At 41.5% G+C, this 20518-nt stretch carries 14 protein-coding genes; 13 read left to right on the forward strand and 1 reads right to left on the reverse strand.

Translation table 11 applies throughout. The features are described from left to right. Positions 1–90: 90 nt before the first annotated feature. Positions 91–1590, forward strand: coding sequence for a RagB/SusD family nutrient uptake outer membrane protein (locus tag QVP94_RS16570; protein WP_288213304.1), 1500 nt, complete (start codon positions 91–93; stop codon positions 1588–1590). A gap of 44 nt (positions 1591–1634) precedes the next feature. On the opposite strand, the gene QVP94_RS16575 is transcribed toward QVP94_RS16570, so the two are convergent. After that, complete coding sequence (locus QVP94_RS16575) at positions 1635–3011, reverse strand: MATE family efflux transporter (protein ID WP_005863698.1); 1377 nt, start codon at positions 3009–3011, stop codon at positions 1635–1637. A gap of 561 nt (positions 3012–3572) precedes the next feature. Between QVP94_RS16575 and QVP94_RS16580 the strand changes: the two genes are divergently transcribed. The 12 genes from QVP94_RS16580 to QVP94_RS16635 form a co-directional block, all read left to right on the forward strand. Beyond that, a complete protein-coding gene (locus QVP94_RS16580; RefSeq protein WP_022193029.1) occupies positions 3573–5312 on the forward strand; it encodes a tetratricopeptide repeat protein in 1740 nt (579 codons plus the stop codon). Positions 5313–5405: 93 nt separating this feature from the next. Beyond that, entirely contained in the window at positions 5406–6344 is a 939-nt protein-coding gene (locus tag QVP94_RS16585; protein ID WP_022193030.1) for a glycosyltransferase family 2 protein, read from the forward strand. Positions 6345–6521: 177 nt separating this feature from the next. Further along, a complete protein-coding gene (locus QVP94_RS16590) occupies positions 6522–7559 on the forward strand; it encodes a tail fiber domain-containing protein (RefSeq protein ID WP_227211263.1) in 1038 nt (345 codons plus the stop codon). Positions 7560–7606: 47 nt separating this feature from the next. Next, on the forward strand, positions 7607–7993 hold the full coding sequence (locus tag QVP94_RS16595) for a hypothetical protein (protein WP_008778959.1): 387 nt from the start codon (positions 7607–7609) through the stop codon (positions 7991–7993). A 28-nt stretch (positions 7994–8021) separates the two neighbouring features. Next, on the forward strand, positions 8022–14132 hold the full coding sequence (locus QVP94_RS16600) for an RHS repeat-associated core domain-containing protein (protein WP_022193032.1): 6111 nt from the start codon (positions 8022–8024) through the stop codon (positions 14130–14132). Between the two features lie 46 nt (positions 14133–14178). Then, a complete protein-coding gene (locus QVP94_RS16605) occupies positions 14179–14694 on the forward strand; it encodes an Imm26 family immunity protein (protein WP_022193033.1) in 516 nt (171 codons plus the stop codon). 496 nt (positions 14695–15190) lie between these two features. Further along, positions 15191–16768 (forward strand): outer membrane protein assembly factor BamB family protein, encoded by a 1578-nt coding sequence (locus QVP94_RS16610; RefSeq protein WP_022193034.1) that lies wholly within the window; start codon positions 15191–15193, stop codon positions 16766–16768. Between the two features lie 184 nt (positions 16769–16952). After that, positions 16953–17657, forward strand: a complete 705-nt coding sequence (locus QVP94_RS16615) for a TapB family protein (RefSeq protein WP_022193035.1) — start codon at positions 16953–16955, stop codon at positions 17655–17657. Between the two features lie 150 nt (positions 17658–17807). Then, positions 17808–18212 carry a PH domain-containing protein gene (locus QVP94_RS16620; protein ID WP_009016772.1) on the forward strand — a complete coding sequence of 135 codons (405 nt, stop codon included), beginning with the start codon at positions 17808–17810 and terminating at the stop codon, positions 18210–18212. 10 nt (positions 18213–18222) lie between these two features. Then, positions 18223–19569 carry a dihydrolipoyl dehydrogenase gene (gene lpdA, locus QVP94_RS16625; protein WP_022193036.1) on the forward strand — a complete coding sequence of 449 codons (1347 nt, stop codon included), beginning with the start codon at positions 18223–18225 and terminating at the stop codon, positions 19567–19569. A 36-nt stretch (positions 19570–19605) separates the two neighbouring features. Further along, positions 19606–20331 (forward strand): DUF4271 domain-containing protein, encoded by a 726-nt coding sequence (locus tag QVP94_RS16630; RefSeq protein ID WP_005860300.1) that lies wholly within the window; start codon positions 19606–19608, stop codon positions 20329–20331. Beyond that, the coding region (locus QVP94_RS16635) for a uroporphyrinogen-III synthase (RefSeq protein ID WP_502685453.1) at positions 20328–20518 on the forward strand (191 nt) is incomplete at its 3' end. The genes QVP94_RS16630 and QVP94_RS16635, both read left to right, overlap by 4 nt.

Below are 20518 nucleotides of genomic sequence, written 5' to 3' on the forward strand. Positions count from 1 at the left end.
TAGCGTCCTACAGACGCGTTTGATGAGGAGACCGCGTTCCAAAGCCCTACGTTGGTCTATGTAAACACGGTTGCGAGCCTGTACAATAATATGTTCAAGATCATGGGTAACGACCGTCATGTATATGACTTGAATACTTTCTCCAGCGATGAGGCTATGCTTCCTTGCCGTATCGGCGACTGGGAAGATGGCGGTTTATGGCAGAATATTTTCTTACACCGTTGGGGCACGATGAATGATTTGACCAAGAACTCTTGGGATTTCTTGTATGAGCAGATTGGAAAATGCAACCAGAGTGTTGATAAGTTGCAAGCCTTTGCCGAGGAACAACCGGACGTGGAATATTTCAAGGTTTATCTGGAAGAGGTCCGTGCGGTCCGTGCGTTTTTCTATTATGAGTTGTTGGATTTGTTCGCTCGTGTTCCGTTGGTAACTTCCTCTACGACACCGATGTCTGAGGTAAAGCAATCTGAGCGTAGCGTTGTATTTAACTTTGTCCGTTCGGAGTTGGAGGAGGCGTTGCCTTATCTTTCAGATAACCGCAGTAACCAAAAAGGTGAGTATTACGGACGTATTACCAAGCCGGTGGCTTATATGATCTTGGCTAAGTTGGCGTTGAACGCGGAGGTTTATGCGGACGACAATTGGACGGACGGCAATCGTCCGGCTGGAAAGAACATCAAGTTTACCGTTGACGGTAAAGAGATGAACGCTTGGGAAGCTACGATCGCTTATGTGGATAAGCTGGAGGCTTTGGGCTATAAATTGCAGGGAAACTTCTCGGAGAATTTCGCCGTAGCGAACGAGACCTCGGTTGAGAATATTTTCACGGTTCCTATGGACCCGGTCGCTTATCCGGACGCTAAGGACTACAATTTGGTACGTACCCGCCATTATGATCATGCAACCGCTTACGGCCAATCCGGATGGAATGGCTCTTGCGCTACGGTGAAGGCGATGAACGTGTTTAAGTTCGGTACGGCGGATGAGGATCCTCGTTGTAAGCTTACTTATTTTACGGGCGAGGTGACCGGTCCGGACGGAAAGACGATCTATACGGAATGGGACGGACAGAAAGTTCCTTTGAAATATGAGCCGAACGCCCCGAAGGTATATATGGATGCCTCCGATGGTTTGTTGGTGAAGACCGCCGGAGCTCGTATGGCTAAATATGAGTTCGACCAGAATGCTCAGGATGGTGGAAACTTGCATGGAAATGACTGCGTGATCTTCCGTTTCGCCGACGCGTTGCTGATGAAGGCGGAAGCCAAGATTCGTCTGGGACAGAATGGAGACGATGAGGTGAACCAAGTTCGTAACCGTGTAGGCGCCAAACCGCTACAAAACGTAACGCTGGATACGCTATTAGACGAGCGTATGCTTGAATTAGCGTGGGAAGGCGTACGCCGGCAGGATTTGATCCGTTTCGGTAAGTTTACCGAGGCTACGGTAGACCGCTATGTAGGCGTGAAACATTCCGCCAGCTCACTGGATTATCAAGAGGATAAGACGGGATATACAACGGTATTCTCCATCTATGCCGATATCCTTAGCCTGAATCCTAACTTGACACAGAATCCGGGATATTAATACGATTCATTTTAATCTTTAAGGCTTTATCAGGGGGCTGTCCGTTATTGGGCAGCCCTTTCTTCTTTTTGCTTGATTTTCCCTAGTATCTTCGGGAATTTCCATATAAATAACAACGTACAGCAAATAGCGGCCGTGGCATCCGATACGGCTTCTGCCGCGTATACGCCGGTTACCCCCATAAAATGAGGTAATAGTAATGCCAAAGGAATCAAGAGGATTACTTTACGAAGCAAGGCGATAAAGATAGATATCTTAGCTTGTCCCAACGCTACGAACATATTCTGGCAAGCTCGTTGTAAGCCAAAAATCGTCATACCCGCCAAGAAGATGGGCATGACCCAACGGACGGTATCGATCAACTCCTCGTCGCTTGTAAAAGCGGAGGCTACGGTTGAGGGGAATAAGATCATGAATAGCATGAGTATCAAGTTGAAAGAGAACATAACGATTAGCACGATACGAAAACAATCTTTCACCCGCTGTTTGTCTCCATGTCCGTAATTATAGCTTATGATCGGTACGAATCCTTGGGCGAAACCGGTCAGCGGTACGCTAGCGAATTGCATGGCACTCTGTAAGATAGCCAATGCGCTCACATAGATATCGCCAAAATTTTTCAAACTACTATTCAAGACGAAACCTACCAGACTCTCCGTGCTGGCCATGATGAACGGAGAAATTCCCAAAGCGAACATCGAGAGTACGATTCTTCGGTCCAGTCTCATATACCGCCTTTCCAAAGGCAAGGAGGCACGTCTTGAGAAAAGGAAGCTCAATACCCATATGGCACTGCAAGCTTGCGATAGGATCGTGGCGAGCGCGGCGCCTTTTACCCCCATATCCAACCAGAAAATGAAGATAGGGTCTAATACGATATTCAATAAAGCCCCGATCAAAACCGAGCACATAGCGATAGACGGACGCCCTTGTGCGTTGATAAAGGCATTCAAGCCCGTGGATATCTCGACAAACAGAGTGCCCAGTAAATAAATAGAGAGATAATCCACCGCATATCCTAACGTATATTTTGATGCTCCTGTAAAAAGCAGGATCGGTTCCATGAAGGTATAGGTGATGAGGGAAGTGAATATAGTAAATAGGATAAGCAATATAAATCCATTTCCCACTATTTTTCCGGCCCGTTCCCGGTCGCCCTGCCCGAGAGCGATAGCCGCTAACGGCGAACCTCCCGCTCCCACGATAGCGGAGAAAGAAGAGATCAAGATCACGATGGAGGTGGTCACCCCTATACCGGCCAAAGCGTTTGTCCCGATCTCGGGAATATGCCCGATATAGATACGATCTACGATATTGTAAAGTAAGTTGACAAATTGGGCCGCTACCGCCGGAAGCGCCATTTTGAAAACCAGCGGTAGCATACGTTCCGTACCTAGCCTAGCCTCGTATTTGTTCTTCATATTCAATCGGGATTTCAATTAAAATGGCTGCAAAGTTACAAGAACTTGTTGGATTATATAATCGAGTTCCATAAATTACCAGTTAATAAAAAACACTTAATATCTACCACATCTACAATTCCTTCTTATATGCCTTATAAATAAACATCTTATATAGTGGTTGTAGATAGAAAATATCTACAATTATCATTCTTTATCTACCATGTTTTGATAGAAAACGCAAGAAACCAAATTATCGTTTAGGTTCGTGTGTCGTAGTGCCTATATATGTAAAAGTAGTTTCTATTAGGGAAAACAAAAGTTTCATGCTGAAGAAACTTTTGTTTCTATATAGGGAAACAAAAGTTTTCTGCTTGATAAACTTTTGTTTTTTACCATAAAAAACTGCAAATGCTTATATGCTAATATTTTAAATACATAATACAACTAGTAGATACGTAGTGTGCTGCGTCTCCCTGCTGGCTGATCGTATCTCAAAATCACTATTGAAAAACAAATATTTTAGTGGTATTTATAAAATAAATTTTATAACTTGCGTTTAAGTTGTAAACTGTAATCTAAATGAAGAGAACACTAGGACTGACTTTGCTACTTTTCGCTACCCTTTTTTCTTGTATGCGCCAAGAAAAACCATTACCTGCGGAATTATCTCGTGCGGAATCTGTTATGTGGGAGCATCCGGATAGCGCATTACTCTGTCTTTCCTCTTTGGATAGCTCAATCATGAATGAGCCGGAAAATATACGTATGTACCATGCTTTGCTTAAGATTAAAGCTAAAGATAAGCTGTATATTCCTCATGAATCAGACTCTTTGATTAAATCAATAGTTCAGTATTATGAGGGCTATGGGACTCCAGATCAATTAATGGAGGCATATTATTATCTAGGAAGTGCATACCGGGATATGGGAGATGCCCCAAGAGCGGTGAGAGCTTTTCAAGATGCTGCGGACATAGGGAAAGATAGTAAGCGATATGATATATTAGGACGGGTTTATGAGCAGATGGGATATCGACTGGCATATCAAGGTTTGTATGATGAGGCTCTCGAAGCTTATAGGAAATCGTATGAATACAAGATGTATGATAAAGGAAAAGGAGAGGTGATCGCATTGAGGAATATTGCTCGGATCTATAACGCCAAGCAAGATACAGACAGTGCTATATACTACTATCAATCTGCTTATGAGAAGGCATTGTTATTAAATGATCAATCGAGAATAGATAATGTACTAAGGGAATTGAGTAGCATCTATATAGATATGGGAAAATATGATTTGGCTAAAGATTTGTTCAGTAAGGTTTCAAGTATGAAGAATCAAGCAAATATATATTTTGGATTAGGTTGTATATATGAAAGCTATAAGCAAATAGATTCAGCTCTATATTATTTTGAGAAAGCAAATGAGTATGGGAATATCTATATGAAAAAAAATACGTATAGAATCTTATCCAAAATAAAAAACCAAGAAGGAGACCGTAAATTAGCCTTGAATTATGCGTATAAATGTATAGAACTGTCTGATTCAATTAAGAATCAAACAAAAACGGAAGCTGTAGCAAAAGTTAACTCATTATATAAGTATCAGCATACAGAAAAGGAGAATGTTCAATTGAAAATAGATAATGAAAAAAGAAAAATTCGCAATTATCAATTTGCATTATTTGTTGTTTTAATTATTTTCTTTAGTCTATGTTATATATATGTGTTAGAAAAGAAGAAAAAAGCAGCGATTGAAAAGGAGAAAAAAATACGTCTATTGAAAGAGAATCAATATGCGGAAAGTTTGGATTGTATTGAATATAATAATAAGAAAATTTCATATCTAGAGGAACTTTTGCAGCAATCGGAGTGTCAAAGAGATAATTTTAAAAAGCAACTTGTGCAATCTCAAAAGGAATTATTAGAACTATCAAACCGAAAGATTCTTACTTCTCAAAATGAAAAAAGTTTGCTTGAAATAGCTTTTCGAAAATCCGAAGTCTATCGGTTATTTCATGAAACAAGTAATAATACTGATACGGAAATTCAGAATAAGGATTGGAAGGAGTTGAGAAAAGAGATTGATACAACCTATTCAAATTTCACCGCTCAATTATATGCTTTATACCCGCAAATCTCAGAGTTAGAACTCCATATTTGTTATTTGATAAAAATATCCATGCCTGTGAAGGACATTGCAAGGTTAGTTGGACGCTCAACTCCTGCAATAACAGCATCCCGGATTCGTCTCTATAAAAAGATTCATGGAACAGAAGGTACCGCAGAAATGATGGATAAATTTATCGCTGATTTATAATAACTTAATCGCTGTAAACAAAAAGTAAATAAGAAGTAAATCTTATTTTGCTTATAGATTTCTCATAAAAGCGATCTTTATTTCAAAAAAGATATGCGATTATACTCCATTATAATTCCTGCTTATAACAGGCCGGATGAGCTTGATGATCTGTTATCAAGCCTTTGCAAGCAAACCTATGTCCATTTTGAGGTTATCGTGGTGGAGGATGGTTCGGAGATACCAGCGAAAGAGATTGTTGGGCGATACCAAGGGCGATTGGATCTTCATTATTATGTGATCTCGAACTCCGGCCCGGGTATGGCGCGTAATCATGGCGCTAGGCAAGCGCATGGCGAGTATCTGCTCATACTGGATTCTGACGTGGTACTACCCTCCACGTGGCTTGAGCATATACACGACTCGTTGAATCATTATCCGGTGGATGCGTTCGGTGGTCCGGATAAGGCGCATGCCTCGTTTTCCCCGATCCAGAAGGCGATCAATTACGCCATGACCTCATTCCTGACGACCGGTGGTATCCGCGGCGGGAAGAAAAAGTTGGATAAATTTTATCCCCGTAGTTTTAATATGGGAATAAGGCGGGATGTATATGAGCGTCTGGGCGGTTTTTCCGGCATGCGATATGGTGAGGACATTGATTTTAGCATACGGATCATGGAGGCTGGTTATCGGACCCGGCTATTTCCTTCGGCATGGGTTTATCATAAAAGGCGGACGGATCTCATGCAGTTCTTCCGTCAGGTGCGTCATTCGGGGGAGGCCCGGATCGCGTTGAACCGGAAACATCCCGGCTCATTGAAGCTGGTACATTGCTTACCGGCATTATTCACGTTTTCAGTCTGTCTATTGGTTATCAGTTCATTCTTTTTCCGCTTGTTTCTGGTGCCTCTTATTATTTATGCCCTTTTATTGTTTGTAGACGCAATGTTCCGCAATAAATGTGATTTACGTGTAGGATCGCTATCCGTAATAGCCTCTTTTACGCAATTGTTTGGATATGGTACAGGGTTCCTTAGAAGTATTATTTGAATGTTTATCTATTTATATTTTAGAACAACTTATATGAAAACAACAAGACTTTTTTCTTTCTTAATTTTAATTAGTTTAGTATCAAACGCAAATGCTCAACTCCGGGTTCTTTCAAATGGACGAGTACAAGCAGGCCTTTTAAAAGACAATAATGAGGACTTAGGAAATGTAACCTCTATGCAGATATATGGTCGGATAGGGGATGCACGCGCAGGTTCGAAATTAACATTTGGTGATTTTGGACAATATGCGAATCAAGGTTGGAATGTGTTTGCTGGAGAATATGGAACCACGGATACGGATCAACTTTGGTTGCATGGGAAATTGGGTATTTATATGACTACAAATGGTTATGCTAACAATGTCGTGGCGTATTACAATCCGGCTAGTAATACTAATTTCGTGTTCAATACGAATCTTCGTGTGAATGGAGTGAATATAACTTCAGACGCTCGCTTGAAGGAAAATGTAGAGTCGCTGCAAAATCCATTAGCTCTTTTAGAGCAAGTGAATGGGGTCTCTTATTCATACAACCTCTCTACACTTGAGGAGAATAGGGAGCAGGATGAGTCTAAGTTCTCTGCCACATTGGATAATGGGATATCGGGAAGTTCCTCCGATTCAGAGGAGATTATGGATGCCGCTACTATCGCAAAGATAAATAGAGACAAACAAATCCAAGCAGAGATAGATCGAAGAGAGGCAGCGGAGGCTAGTCGTAAACGAATTGGTTTTTTGGCTCAAGACATACAAAAGGTATTACCCGAACTTGTACAAACGGATGAAAACGGGATGATGTCTATAGATTATATAGGTTTTATTCCGCTTATCGTAGAAAGTATCAAGGAGATGCAACAAACGATCCAACAACAGAATGAGGTGATTGATAATTTGCAAGCTCTACTATCGCCGGAGGTACAATCTCAATTACGTTCGAACACGACTTCCACAAGTAATATAAGTGCTCTGGATGGCGCAAAATTATATAATAGGGAAGGTGCTTCTGTCTCTTATACCTTACCGGCGACGTTTGTGTCTGCTAGTCTACAGATATTTGATGTCACAGGTAAACCCGTGAAAGTTATTAAGTTGGATAATGGAAGTAGTAATGTGGTAGAAGTAAGCCGTTCGGAACTTGGTTATGGAACGTTTATTTATACTCTTTTTGTGGATGGGAAGAAAGCGGATACTTTGAAGAAGTATGTAAGTCTGTAATCTCAAGGAATTAAAAATAGAAATAACAGAATCATAAATTCTTTGATATGAAAGAGAGAATCGTCTTTTTTACATGTATCGTTTTGACTTGCTTATTTTCCCCGTTATCATCACAAGAGGTTGACACGAGAAGCTGTGTGAGTACTTATACAAATCAGACAGTTTCATCAAGTGTATCAGTTTTGGGCTGTAATACGTTGGCTGTCCAAAATGTAACCGTGGCAAGTAATGGTAATTTATCTCTTTCCGCTCCGGCGCAAATTACGATTAATGGGCCTTTTGAGGTAAAGTCTGGCGGAATTTTGAATATTAGGCAATCCCAACAAATGATATTTACTTATACTTATGATGCGTCAGGAAATAGAACAACACGGCAATTTAGTGCGATGGCTTCATCTTTGGAGGCCGTTCCCGTAGACCAAGAGGAGGATTGATCAAAATATAATTTAAGTATACTTATAGATGAAATTAATATATTTATATACGATAGGGATATTTATCATGTTTATGTCCCCATCTTCTTATTTATGTGCCCAAGGAGTTGCTGAGAATAATCAATTTTTCGATTGGAAGGAAAGTGATTACAAGGCTTATGAGGATTCTTTATTGAAGGCTTTATATCCTCCGGTTATAGCGAAAACTGCAGAAAATCCGGAAAGGTTTTCACAGCAACCTCAGGCTTTTGTTCCTAAAGCCATATCTGATAATACTTACGTTCCGACTACAGTTACAATAGATAAATCGAAAGCTGTAGGAGAGATACCGATACAAACAGGTGTTTCCCCGACTGGAGCTAAAACCTATACGGTTCCCATACAGGTTTATCCGGGTATAAATGGATTTGAACCCCAATTATCATTGGCTTATAATAGCCAGCAAGGAAATGGCATCGTTGGTATTGGATGGGGTATTGGCGGTGTGCAATCGATCATGCGTACGAGTAGGAATATTTATTATGATGGTAAGCCCCAAGGAGCTTTACGTACGAAAGCGGATGCGTTCGTGTTAGACGGGATGCGTCTTATAAAGATCTCAGAGAATGCGACAACTATTAATTATGAGTCCGAGCAAGGCAATATAAAAGTAAAAGCTTTTTTGTCCGGCGATGTCGTGAAATATTTTGAGGTATTTTATCCTAATGGAACCAAGGGCATATTTGGATATGCCTCAAATACAAGCAATAAGATCTTTTATCCGATAGTTTCTTTGTCTGACTTGCGAAATAATCAGATCCTATATACTTATGTCGAGCAAGAAAACCATTACAGATTGACAAAAGTTGCTTATAATGGTGCCTCTGTGGAATTTCAGTATCAAGCCTCACGACCGGACCCCTTGGTCTCTTTTATAGGAGGGCTTAAGACAGGGGAAAGCTACTTGCTGGCTAAAATCATCAGTAAATTAGGCTCTACTGCGCTTTGTACGTATAGCTTGAGCTATAAAAACCAGAACAATAGCTCAGTTTTAAGCCAGATAGATTATTCCGCCTCCGGGCAATCTCTGAACCCTATAAAGCTTTACTATGGAGAAGGCATAACAGATGGGTCTTATGATAATGGTTCTGTCACACAGCTATATAATTGGTATGAATCAACGGATCCTGCTCGTATCAAGGTAGTGAAAGGAAGGTATGATTATGCGTCGGGGGCAGATGGTTTGATCTCTTTGCCTAATGAGAATCCCTATTGGGAGCATTACAGACATTCGACGGCTTTTCAGCATTCCCAGAATAGATATGACAATAAATTCACCGGAGAAGAGAAAATCTATCTTTATGCCGGATTGAATAGCGAGTACGCTTCCCCCATGCCCAATCTTACGACCGGAGCTAATTTTATCGATATCTTTTGTGCGGATTTGGAGGGAAAGCAAGAAGAGCATATCATAAAAGTAAACAATGGCGTTTCCGGTGATAATGATCAAGTGACTTTCCGTGTATATAGGGCCAGTTTGACTGTGGGATTGGTATCTAAATATACACGGACTTTTAATTTCCCGACCGTATTGACCGATGCGGATGGGGCAAAGAGCATACATCCTAAGTTTTATTATACAGGGGATTTCAATGGGGATGGAAAACAGGAAGTACTAGCGGTCTCTTGCCATCATCCTTTTGGAGAGACCAGTAAGACCTCTAAATGCTATATATTTGATTTGGAAAGTGGTAAGGTCTTATATCAGAGTTACTTGTTTCCCTATAACGTTAATTTTGTAGGCACGGAGCAGCCTGATCCTGAGGACGCATTTCAGAAAACAGATAGACTTCTGGTATTAGATTATGATGGAGACGGGAAAAGTGACATCGCTCTTATTAATGACTCCGGGATAAATATATATACTTTTGATGTTTCCGGTAGTACTTGGACGGGCCGAAAAGTCTCTACTTATACCGGATTAAAAAAGGTGGATCTAAAAGATCGCTCGCTGTTGCTGGGGGAGATCAACGGAGATGGGCTTATGGATTTGCTGGTATCTCCGAAAAAAAAGGATCCAGTCTATACGTGGGCCGCTTATAACTCGATGGGAGATGGACAATTTTATAAATCCACGTTTGCCGGTACTCAAAACTCGGGGATTTCTACGGATGGCTTTTTGCTACAAGATGTAAACGGGGATGGTATGACAGACTTGATCCGGTATCATAGCTCCGGTTTCTTCACTTACCTCGCTAAGAAAAATAACGTGGGTTCGGTTGAATGTGCCCAAAATTATACATCGAAATCAATCTTGATCCCGACTAATATAAACAGTCATAATTATTTTAGTCAATTGGTCAGCTTGAAGAATGGAGTGGTTACAAAATATTCATTCAAGAGGAATGACAATAAAGGCGTTTTGGCCACGGGTATGGCGAATAGTTTGGGAGTGGTCGAAAAGAACACATACCTGTTGATGAATGAGGAGGCCATATCTTCCGGTACTTATGCTAAGGGTGCGAACGCTGTTTTCCCGTATGTGGACATTCAAGAGTCTATTCCTGTCATAGCCTTTTCCAGTACTTATATGAAAGGTAGCCGGGTTGATAATTTCACTTTCACGTACCGAGGTGGTGTTATTCACCGCCAAGGATTGGGGTTTAGGGGATTTGAGAGTATATTCCGTACGAATTTGAAAGGGCAGCTTACGGAGCAATATTTTGATCCTTATAAATATGGCATATTGAAGAGTGAGGTTTCACCTGAGGCGAAATCGACCTATAATTTTGCCGTTAATGTTCAAGCCAATAAAACGGTCAAGATACGTTTAAGCAATAAGACAGAGCAGGACTTGCTTAAGGGTATTACGGCTACTACCGCTTTTGTATATGATACTTATGGAAATGCGACGCAAGAGACTATCACTTACACTGGGGGTATTACGGTAAAAAAGGCGAACACATTTTATAACAATACGGCAGAGAGTGGATTTCTTATTGGTTTCTTGACCGATCAGAGCGTGACTACTACTCGTAATAGCAGTACTTATACCGAGCGAATGAATATTCCTTCGCATACGAACGGCTATGCGAATAGCAAGGTGTTCTATAAGAATGGAAATAAAGCGAAAACTTACGAGTATGTTTATGATACTCCGGGTAATATCACAAAAGAGACGCTATTCTTGTATGGTTCGGATAAAGGGCTGAAGACCGAATATGCTTATGATACGAACGGTCGATTGAAAAAGGTGACAAACCCATTAGGACTTGCAAATGAGTTTTCTTATAATACGGAGGGGCGTATGTCTTCTGAGAAGGACCACCGGGGAAAGTCTACGGCGCATACGTATGATCCATTTGGTCGGGAGACAAGTGTCACGTTCCCTGATAATACTACCGCTACTGTATCTTACGGATGGTCGGAGGAAGGGACAAACGCTTTGTATGCCATAACCCGTTCTGTGACAGGTAAACCTACTACTAAAAGTGTATATGATGCGTTGAATAGAGAGGTAAGAACGGCCGAGACTCGTTTTAATGGCAGTTTTCTAAAAACGGATAAAATTTATGATAGTTATGGAAGGGTGCAAAAAGTCTCTCGTCCGTTTGCCGGTAGTTCGGCTACGGCTTGGAATATCTATAGTTATGATACGTATGATCGCTTAACGGCTATATCGGAACCTTCCGGAAGAAAAACGACTCATGGTTATAGCGGCAATAGTATAACAACGGTGGAGGATGGAATCTCTGTCAAGCGGACGTATGATGCGTTGGGCAATCTTATATCTGTGGTAGACCCAGCAGGAACGATTACCTATAATCTGCGTCCGGATGGACAACCTTCTTCTATCGTCGCACCGGGTAACGTGACTACTTCATTTGGTTATGATGGTTTCGGCCGTCGGACTAGCTTGGGCGATCCTAGCTCTGGTACGACAACTTATGCTTATGACGCATCCGGCAACCTATTGAAAGAGACGAACGCAAATAATAAGGTTATCAATTACACGTATGATACGTATAATCGCCTTAAAACGGCGACTTTACCAGAGTTTACGACTACATATACTTATAATGGCTACGATGAGTTGACGAAGGTCTCTTCTTCTGTCGGAACTTCCATTGATTATGTATATGATGCGTTGGGTCGTCTGTCGAGCCAGACAGAGACGGCGGTAGACAATAAATATTTACGAAAGGATTATACCTATAACGGAGGAAATGTAAGCTCTATTAAGTATACGTCTCAATCCGGAGTTTTGACAACCGAGAATTATAATTATGCGAATGGTCATTTAGTTGAGACCAAGCTGAATAACCAAACATCCATATTTAAGCTCACGAAAGAGAATGACATGGGGTTACCTACCGAGGTACGCTCCGGTGCCTTATCTCGTACCTATGGATATGACAGTTATGGATTCCCTACTTCCAGGAAGATACAGAAAACAGGGGTGACCACATTCCTCCAGAATATGGAGTATGTTTTCGATCCTGTTAAACGGAACTTGACTTACCGGAAAGACATTAATGTATCCCAAGAAGAGAAATTCTCTTATGATAATCTTAATCGTCTGACTTCCTACAAAGGGCTTATGGCAACTTATGATGCGAAAGGAAATATCTTAACCAAAGGGGATGTCAGTGGTACATTCGCATATAATACAAGTGGCAAGCCTTACGCCATATCTTCCTCTAGCGTGGCAAATGGTATTATGTCTTCCGCCACACAGGTTATTAGCTATACCTCTTTCAAGCGTCCGAACGCTATTACGCAAGATGGTAACGTGGCCTCGTTTACCTATAACGGCAATCAGCAGCGTGTGAAGATGCAGGTGGCTAAAGGGGGTAGCCGTTTGTTGACCCGCTATTATTTGGGGGATTGCTATGAGATCGATGAGACTCCCTCGGGTAATAAGGAGAAGCTGTATTTGGCGGGAGAGAATTACTACGACGCTTCGGCGGTATTGGTGAAGGATCATACGAATAGCTGGAAACTTTATTATATAGGTCGTGATTATCTGGGAAGTATCACGGATATCATCACGGAGGCAGGGACGAAATACGCGAGTTATAATTTTGACGCATGGGGTCGCCAACGTAACTCATCCAGTCACGTTTACATCCCTTCGGGGCAGGAGGTAGAATTGTTCCTTGGTCGTGGCTACAGTGGCCATGAGCATCTTAAGGAGTTTGGCTTGGTAAATATGAACGCTCGCCTGTATGACCCGGCTCTGGGTCGTTTCCTCGCTCCTGATCCGTTTGTCCAGATGCCGGACTTGTCCCAGAACTTCAATCGTTACAGCTATGCCATGAACAACCCGTTGAGGTATGTGGACGAGGATGGAGAGTTTATCCATATTATAATAGGTGCGGTTATCGGAGGAACAGCAAATTTGATCTATAAGGCTGTATCGGGTCAACTTCATAGTTTCAAAGATGGATTTGCCGCATTTGGTATTGGAGCCGCCGCCGGAGGTGCCGCCGGGGGAATCGGAGGCTTTCTGGCTGGAGCCGCCGCAGGTTCGGCGAGTACAGCGGTGATGATGCCGGTCCAAAGTGCGGGTAACTCGTTGTATTTCGGGGATCAGTTTATGAGCTTGAAGGATTATGGTTTGGGTATTCTGGGTGGAGCCTTGACAGGTGGAATCGGAAACGGTACGGTTGCTGCCTTGAAAGGTAATAACTTCTGGACAGGTAAGGACGTTAAATTCGGACGGACGATCTTCTCGTTCAAGAACACGGCGACAAGACCGGCACCGGAGATGAGGTTGATGGAGGCATCTACTCCTTCAGTAAATGTAGAGCGACCAAATCTAACTGCTACAGGAGATAAAATATCTGTAGCTAATGATCATAATACTTATACTGTTTATCAAGGAGTTGATGCAAATGGAGATGTACGTTATATAGGGATTACTAGCAGAAAGCCAGAAGTTAGATTCTCAGAGCATTTGAATTCAGGGACGAATAGGGCTACACTTGATTATAGACCGATACAAGGAACTGGGAACTTAAATAAGTTAGATGCTAGAATAATGGAGCAGAAATTGATAAATCGATATGGAATGCAGAAGAATGGAGGTTCTTTATATAATTTAAGAAATGAGATAAAACCTAAGTTTTGGGATAAGCATGGAATAGGTAAGTATTAATTTATAAAAATATTATCTTTACTGCAAAAAAGAAACTTGTGATAATATGGCAAAACGAATAGTGACAAAAATGGGAGATATTTTTTGTGTAGAAATAGATAATGGTTATAAAAGATTTTTTCAATATATCATTAATGATATAGAAGCTTTGAATAGCTCTGTAATACGAGTTTTCAAGACCCATTATCCCATGGATTATAGGCCGATTATAGAGGAGATTGTGATGGATGAGGTAGAGTTCTATGCCCATACGGTTTTACGTGCAGGGATAGTTTATGGGGCTTGGTACAAAGTTGGCAACTCAAAAGAGATAGGTGAAGGTCATAAGGATGTTCTATTTGGAACAGCTAGTGATGTCCGAGTTCTTCCAAACAAAGAACTTGAGTTTGTCAGTCCTTCGGAGAATTGGTATGTATGGCACATTAATGAACCTCCTTTGTTTGTAGGTAAACTTACGGAAAAGTATAAGGATTTAGAACAAGGTGATGTAATGTCTTATGTTTCTATAATTGATAGGTTGAGAAATGGAAGGTATATGCGTAAATGTCAAGGGAATGGATAGTTATGAAAAGAAACAGTGAGTATAAATAATATGAAAGAATAGATAGTAGAATGGCTTTTGAATTTATGCCGTAACGAGGTAATACCAGAAAATAATGTAACATTAAATTTTGGTGTTTTTGAGTCTATATTAAAAAATAGGCTGTTTCGTGATAGAAAATGAGACAGCCTATTTTTTTGTTTGAGTTTTGTATATGTACTGATGCCGAGCTTATTTCTGAACTTTAACAAGTGTAGTTACACTATACAATCTGTTGATATATCGATCATCATAGAAGGCTTATCGGTGGAGCCGCCGCAGGTTCGGCGAGTAGGGTGGTGATGATGCCGGTTCAAAGTGCGGGTAACTCATGATTTACAACCCACTATTGATAGAATACGATCAGGAAAGTTGTTTACGTTTCGTCATGATGGATCAACCTATTATAATAATGTGACTTGTATTTCGTTAGAAAAATATCAAAAGTGAAATTGTAACAAATAATTATTATGGAGATATGAGGATCATCAAAATTTTCTTGCTGTTTGTTTGTTGTATTTCATTAGATGTACAATCTCAAACATTTTTGTCGGACACATTGGGTATCAATGAGGATGGCTCTGTTATCATTGCTAAAAGTTTGGCTTTACCCGGCTGGATTCTTGGAGTGGATGTGGATTCGACGGATAATTTGCTTTTTATCCGGTATCGGAATTTGTCGAAAAATGAGACTTCCTTGAAAAATAAGGGGGGAATTTCCGTTTACTCCTTGGCTGATCAGAGGATGCTATGGCAACGTCCTGTCAATTATTTTAATCAAGATCCAAAGTTGACTTCAGAGGGAGTTTTGTTCGTAACAATGGGGAAGGCTACATCGTTGCTGGATTTGAAAACAGGTAATGAGGTTTGGAAGAAAAAGAAAATGATTCCTTATTGGGTGGACGCTAAGAACCGGATGTTTTTGGCTTATAAAGGCAGTTATATGAACGGGGTGTCTAACGAGTTGGAAGGCCATAGCCTTGCGACGGGAGAAAAGATGTGGAGCCGGAAAATGAGCCATGTATATGGATGGAATGAGAGTGGTTTACTGGATGACTCTACTCGATTGATTGTCTCGGATGGGATTCATCTGGTTCACATGGGAAATGGGGAAGGGCCGAGTTATGCCATGCCGACTGGGGCAAGTGATTATAAAGAGGCCGTCGCTCTTGGTGCGCTCGGTGTGGTGACGGGTGTCTTAACCGGTTTTGCGGCAGTGCCTACCGGGCCGAAGAAGGTGATGGAACTGGTATCGAATGTTTTATCGGACGACACGGTTTTTTACGTGGCAAGCCGGGAGAATTTGTTTTGCCTGGATCGGCAGTTGCAACCTAAATGGGGGTATCCGATACCTGATGGAATGGGATCTCGCTCTCATTTGTTTGCGAGAGGAGATAGCCTTTATATGATTAATATGGGAACTGGGTATCGAAATACTATTTTTGATACTTCTGAGGCTTATGCTCACGAATACTTAAGACTGAAGGTTGGCTGGCCGTTTATCGCCTGTTTCGATAAACGAAAGGGTGAGAAGGTTTGGTTCCGCCAGCTCTCGGATAAGAAAGAGATGGTGGAGGAGTTTGATATAAATTGGGAAGAGGATGCTCTGATGGTCTTGTTTTCCGATCATATCCGGAAGTACTCGTTATCTGGGGATTCCTTGTTGAGTGAGGTATCATGGAATACCGAAGTAAACGGGAAATTATTATATCTTACCAATTCTTCTTATTTCTTGCAGGATTTTGAGGATAGTACATCTTATCAGCGATATAAACGCCCGGATTCGATTTATTGTTTGATTACTGATAAGAATGAAATGGTTGAGCTAGACCAGCAACTGAATGTTTTACAAACTTATCCTTTGTCTAAGTTGCGTACGTTTAAGGCTTTACCAAATGGGGATAATTTGATATTCTTGGGAGACAAAACATTGTGGGTTAATTCAAAGGGTGAGAAGAAAGCTTATTTATATACTTCATCCAAGATGTTTAGGGTAGGTGAAAAGTTTTTCATCTATAGTTTGGATGGTAAAAAGATATATGAATTTCCTTTATAAACTGGTATATTTCATGTAAATATGTAATAGATTACTTCATAGTTATGGTTAAATGTATTGTCAAGAAAGATATTTTGGCTATTTTTAATTTTTACCTTCTGAACATTTAGGGGTTCACTCTGTTCTAACAAAGCATTGGATATCCGGCATGTATTTAGTAGTGAATTAATTAAACGTCAAAATTATGAAGGTGAAAATATTATACACGGCTTTAATCTCATTGATCGCGGGAGGAGCGATGGCGCAAGATTGTACGTTCTTCTTTCCGCAAACAGAGGGAACGGTATGGGTCCGTAAAGGATATGACGCGAAGGGAAACTTACAATCTGTTATGAGTTATCAAGTGGATGAGGTGGAAACATTGCCTTCCGGCCAAGAGGTGGAAGCGGACTACGTATATACTAATCCCTCCGGTACGATCGTGAACAAAGGAGATATCAAGGCATACTGCCAGAATGGAGAATTTTTCCTCGACTCGAAAGAGACGCTCTCTTATCCGGGAGTGTTATCGGAAATGAATACGAATGTGGATATCACGGAGAACTTTATAAATTACCCAAATCCGTATGCGGCTAATTTCGATAAGAATAACGTGTATTTCGACGAGGCTTCCGTAAAGATCTACGATAAGAAGAACCGGAAGAATCGTAAGGATATGGCCATTAAGGACCGTGAGTTTATTAAAACGGAAAGCATAACAACTCCTGCCGGTACGTTCGATTGCGCTAAGGTAAAATATAATATCGCTACACGTTCCCCTAAATCAAAGGAGACAATCACTGGGTATGGCTATGAGTGGTACAGCCCGAATGTAGGCTTAGTGCGTACGGAACAATATGATAAGAATAACGTATTACAATCCTATACGGTATTGGAAGAATTAAAATAAAAAGGCGACTACAATCTTATGATTTGTATTAACCGGTTTAAGTGGATACGCTGTTGCTGAGAAGTGACAGCGTATTTTCTTTTATGGGAAAGATTGGGCAATTTTCTTTTTGTTTGACGTTTTTCGTTAACTTGCGGCAAATTTCGAAAAATGGAAAGAGAATATAAATCAAAAGTGGGATGGTGGTATCATCTGGTGATTATCATGGTGGTAATTGGTTGCGTGGCTGCGTTTTTGCGTACCAATATATCGGCAATAGTGGGTATGATGGTCGCTGCGTTGGGGGTACTTCATGTTTTCTTTAATACGTATTACCGGATAACGGAAGATGATATGTTGATAGCGCATTGTAGTATTTTCCCGGAGAAGAAGATCGCTATCGCTGATATAGAGGCGTTGGAATCTACCGTGATGCCGGTGTCTAGCTACGCCCTTTCGTTGGATCGGCTGATCATATGGAGCAATGGGAAACCTTGGATGCTCATATCTCCGACCAACCGGGCTGATTTTATCAAACAGCTGAGAAAGATTAATCCTAATATACAACTTAAATAGATCTAATAGTATGAAATACGATGTCGCTATAATCGGTGGAGGTCCTGCCGGTTATACTGCCGCGGAGAGAGCGGCGCAGGGTGGGCTTTCCACGATTCTTTTTGAGAAAAACGCATTGGGCGGGGTTTGTTTGAATGAGGGATGCGTGCCGACAAAGACGCTTCTTTATTCCGCTAAGACGTATGATAATATCAAGCATGCTTCCAAGTATGCGGTGAAAGCGGAGAATCCTTCTTTTGATCTCCCGAAAATCATCGCCCGTAAGAATAAGGTCGTGAAAAAGCTGACAGCCGGTATCCGTATGAAAATGACGGAGCATGGCGTGGTGATGGTTACGGCGGAAGCTTGTATCCAAGGACGTGCGGCCGACGGGACGATTACGATCGCCGCCGGAGAAGAGCTATACGAGGCTGCGAACCTTTTGATCTGTACGGGATCAGAAACGGTAATTCCTCCTATACCTGGATTGGCGGAGACGGAATATTGGACGAGCCGGGAGGCGTTGCAATCGAAGGAGCTTCCGGCCTCTTTGGTGATAATCGGTGGAGGCGTGATCGGTATGGAGTTCGCTTCTTTCTTCAATAGCCTTGGGGTAGAGGTACATGTCGTGGAGATGTTGGATAAGATATTAGGCCCGATGGATCGTGAGCTGTCCGAAATGTTGCAAGCGGAATACGCTAAACGGGGGATTAAGTTCTATCTAAGTCATAAAGTGACCGGGGTGCATGGAACCGAGGTTTTTGTAGAGAAAGACGGGGAGACATTCACGTTACATGGCGATAAGGTCCTTTTGAGTGTAGGGCGTCGTCCGGTTACGAAAGGTTTTGGCTTGGAGACACTGGCTCCGGAGACTTTTCGTAATGGGGTGAAGGTGAATGAGTACATGCAGACTTCCCTGCCAAATGTATATGCTTGCGGTGATATTACCGCTTTCTCCTTACTGGCGCATACGGCAGTTAGCGAGGCGGAGGTGGCCGTGGATCATCTCTTGGGCAAATCGCGCCCGATGAGTTATAAGGCTATTCCGGGTGTCGTTTATACGAATCCGGAGATCGCCGGTGTCGGGAAGACAGAGGAGGAGTTGCAGGCAGAAGGTATTTCGTATACCGTGAAGAAAATACCGATGGCATTCTCGGGACGTTTTGTTGCGGAGAATGAGATGGGTAATGGCGTCTGTAAGTTGATCTTGTCGGAGGATGAGACGTTGATCGGCGCCCATATGTTGGGTAATCCGGCCTCGGAGTTGATCGTGATCGCCGGAATCGCTATTGAGAAGGGGATGAAATCGGATGAGTTAAAGTCGTTTGTGTTCCCGCATCCTACGGTAGGAGAGATTATTAAGGAAGCGCTTTATTGAAATAATTATGTACCTTTGTGCCGATAATAGCGGCACATGGGTACATTTGAAGGATATGTAGGGATTCGTTTGTGGGACGGACAATTGGTGGACGATGTGGTCTTCAGCCTTTTGTTCGTCTTATTTATGTGTTTTGCGTTGGTGTTCCGTACCAATTATCGTTTATTCCTGAAGATGATGCGTGATGTGGTATATGTGAAAGAACGTCAAAATTTATTTGAGGTAACGAGGGGGAGCGAATGGCTCTTCCGGAATTTCATGACGTTTCAAGCCTTGTTTCTTTGTAGCGTTTGCCTTTTTGCTATCGCTAGGGCATATGGGTATTTCAACCATTTGCTAGAAAATACGGTATTGATATCTATTGGGTTGATAATGATGGTATTGATACTGTTTTATTGGTGTAAGCGCTGTTTCTATTATTTATTGGGGGTTGTTTTTACGGATGCTCCGAAATACAAGTTTTGGAAGACTAATTATAACGCTATTATAGGAGCGTGGGGGATCTGTTTATACATTCCGGCACTTTGGTTGGTATTCGTGGGGAGCAGTATACAGATTCCTGTTTTGTTGTTTGTATTTTTCTATATTCTGTGTCGTTTTGTGATAATTTATAAGACCATACGGATATTTCACAGGAAAAATAGCAGTTTTTTATATATTAGTTTGTACCTTTGCGGCCAAGAAATATTGCCTTTAGTTTTTCTGTATGAAGGCATTATTTATTTGTATAACTTTATCGAGTCAAGTACTCTATGGCATTGAATATTAAAAAATTATTGGTATCACAACCGAAGCCTGCATCGGAGAAATCACCATATTTCGATATTGCAGAAAAATACGGTGTGGAAATAGATTTCCGTCCGTTCATCAAGGTTGAACCTTTATCTTCCAAGGAGTTCAGGCAGCAACGAATCTCGGTTTTGGATCATACCGCCGTTATTTTTACGGC

It is taken from the genome of Parabacteroides sp. CAG:2, assembly GCF_000436315.1.
In the GTDB taxonomy this organism is placed as follows: Bacteria; Bacteroidota; Bacteroidia; order Bacteroidales; family Tannerellaceae; genus Parabacteroides; species Parabacteroides distasonis.

What these genes read in the sequence shown, in the direction of transcription:
- QVP94_RS16570 (WP_288213304.1), top strand. Translation starts at nt 91, where the DNA reads ATGTTCAAGATCATGGGTAACGACCGTCATGTATATGACTTGAATACT.
- QVP94_RS16575 (WP_005863698.1), bottom strand. Translation starts at nt 3,011, where the DNA reads ATGAAGAACAAATACGAGGCTAGGCTAGGTACGGAACGTATGCTACCG.
- QVP94_RS16580 (WP_022193029.1), top strand. Translation starts at nt 3,573, where the DNA reads ATGAAGAGAACACTAGGACTGACTTTGCTACTTTTCGCTACCCTTTTT.
- QVP94_RS16585 (WP_022193030.1), top strand. Translation starts at nt 5,406, where the DNA reads ATGCGATTATACTCCATTATAATTCCTGCTTATAACAGGCCGGATGAG.
- QVP94_RS16590 (WP_227211263.1), top strand. Translation starts at nt 6,522, where the DNA reads ATGCAGATATATGGTCGGATAGGGGATGCACGCGCAGGTTCGAAATTA.
- QVP94_RS16595 (WP_008778959.1), top strand. Translation starts at nt 7,607, where the DNA reads ATGAAAGAGAGAATCGTCTTTTTTACATGTATCGTTTTGACTTGCTTA.
- QVP94_RS16600 (WP_022193032.1), top strand. Translation starts at nt 8,022, where the DNA reads ATGAAATTAATATATTTATATACGATAGGGATATTTATCATGTTTATG.
- QVP94_RS16605 (WP_022193033.1), top strand. Translation starts at nt 14,179, where the DNA reads ATGGCAAAACGAATAGTGACAAAAATGGGAGATATTTTTTGTGTAGAA.
- QVP94_RS16610 (WP_022193034.1), top strand. Translation starts at nt 15,191, where the DNA reads ATGAGGATCATCAAAATTTTCTTGCTGTTTGTTTGTTGTATTTCATTA.
- QVP94_RS16615 (WP_022193035.1), top strand. Translation starts at nt 16,953, where the DNA reads ATGAAGGTGAAAATATTATACACGGCTTTAATCTCATTGATCGCGGGA.
- QVP94_RS16620 (WP_009016772.1), top strand. Translation starts at nt 17,808, where the DNA reads ATGGAAAGAGAATATAAATCAAAAGTGGGATGGTGGTATCATCTGGTG.
- lpdA (WP_022193036.1), top strand. Translation starts at nt 18,223, where the DNA reads ATGAAATACGATGTCGCTATAATCGGTGGAGGTCCTGCCGGTTATACT.
- QVP94_RS16630 (WP_005860300.1), top strand. Translation starts at nt 19,606, where the DNA reads ATGGGTACATTTGAAGGATATGTAGGGATTCGTTTGTGGGACGGACAA.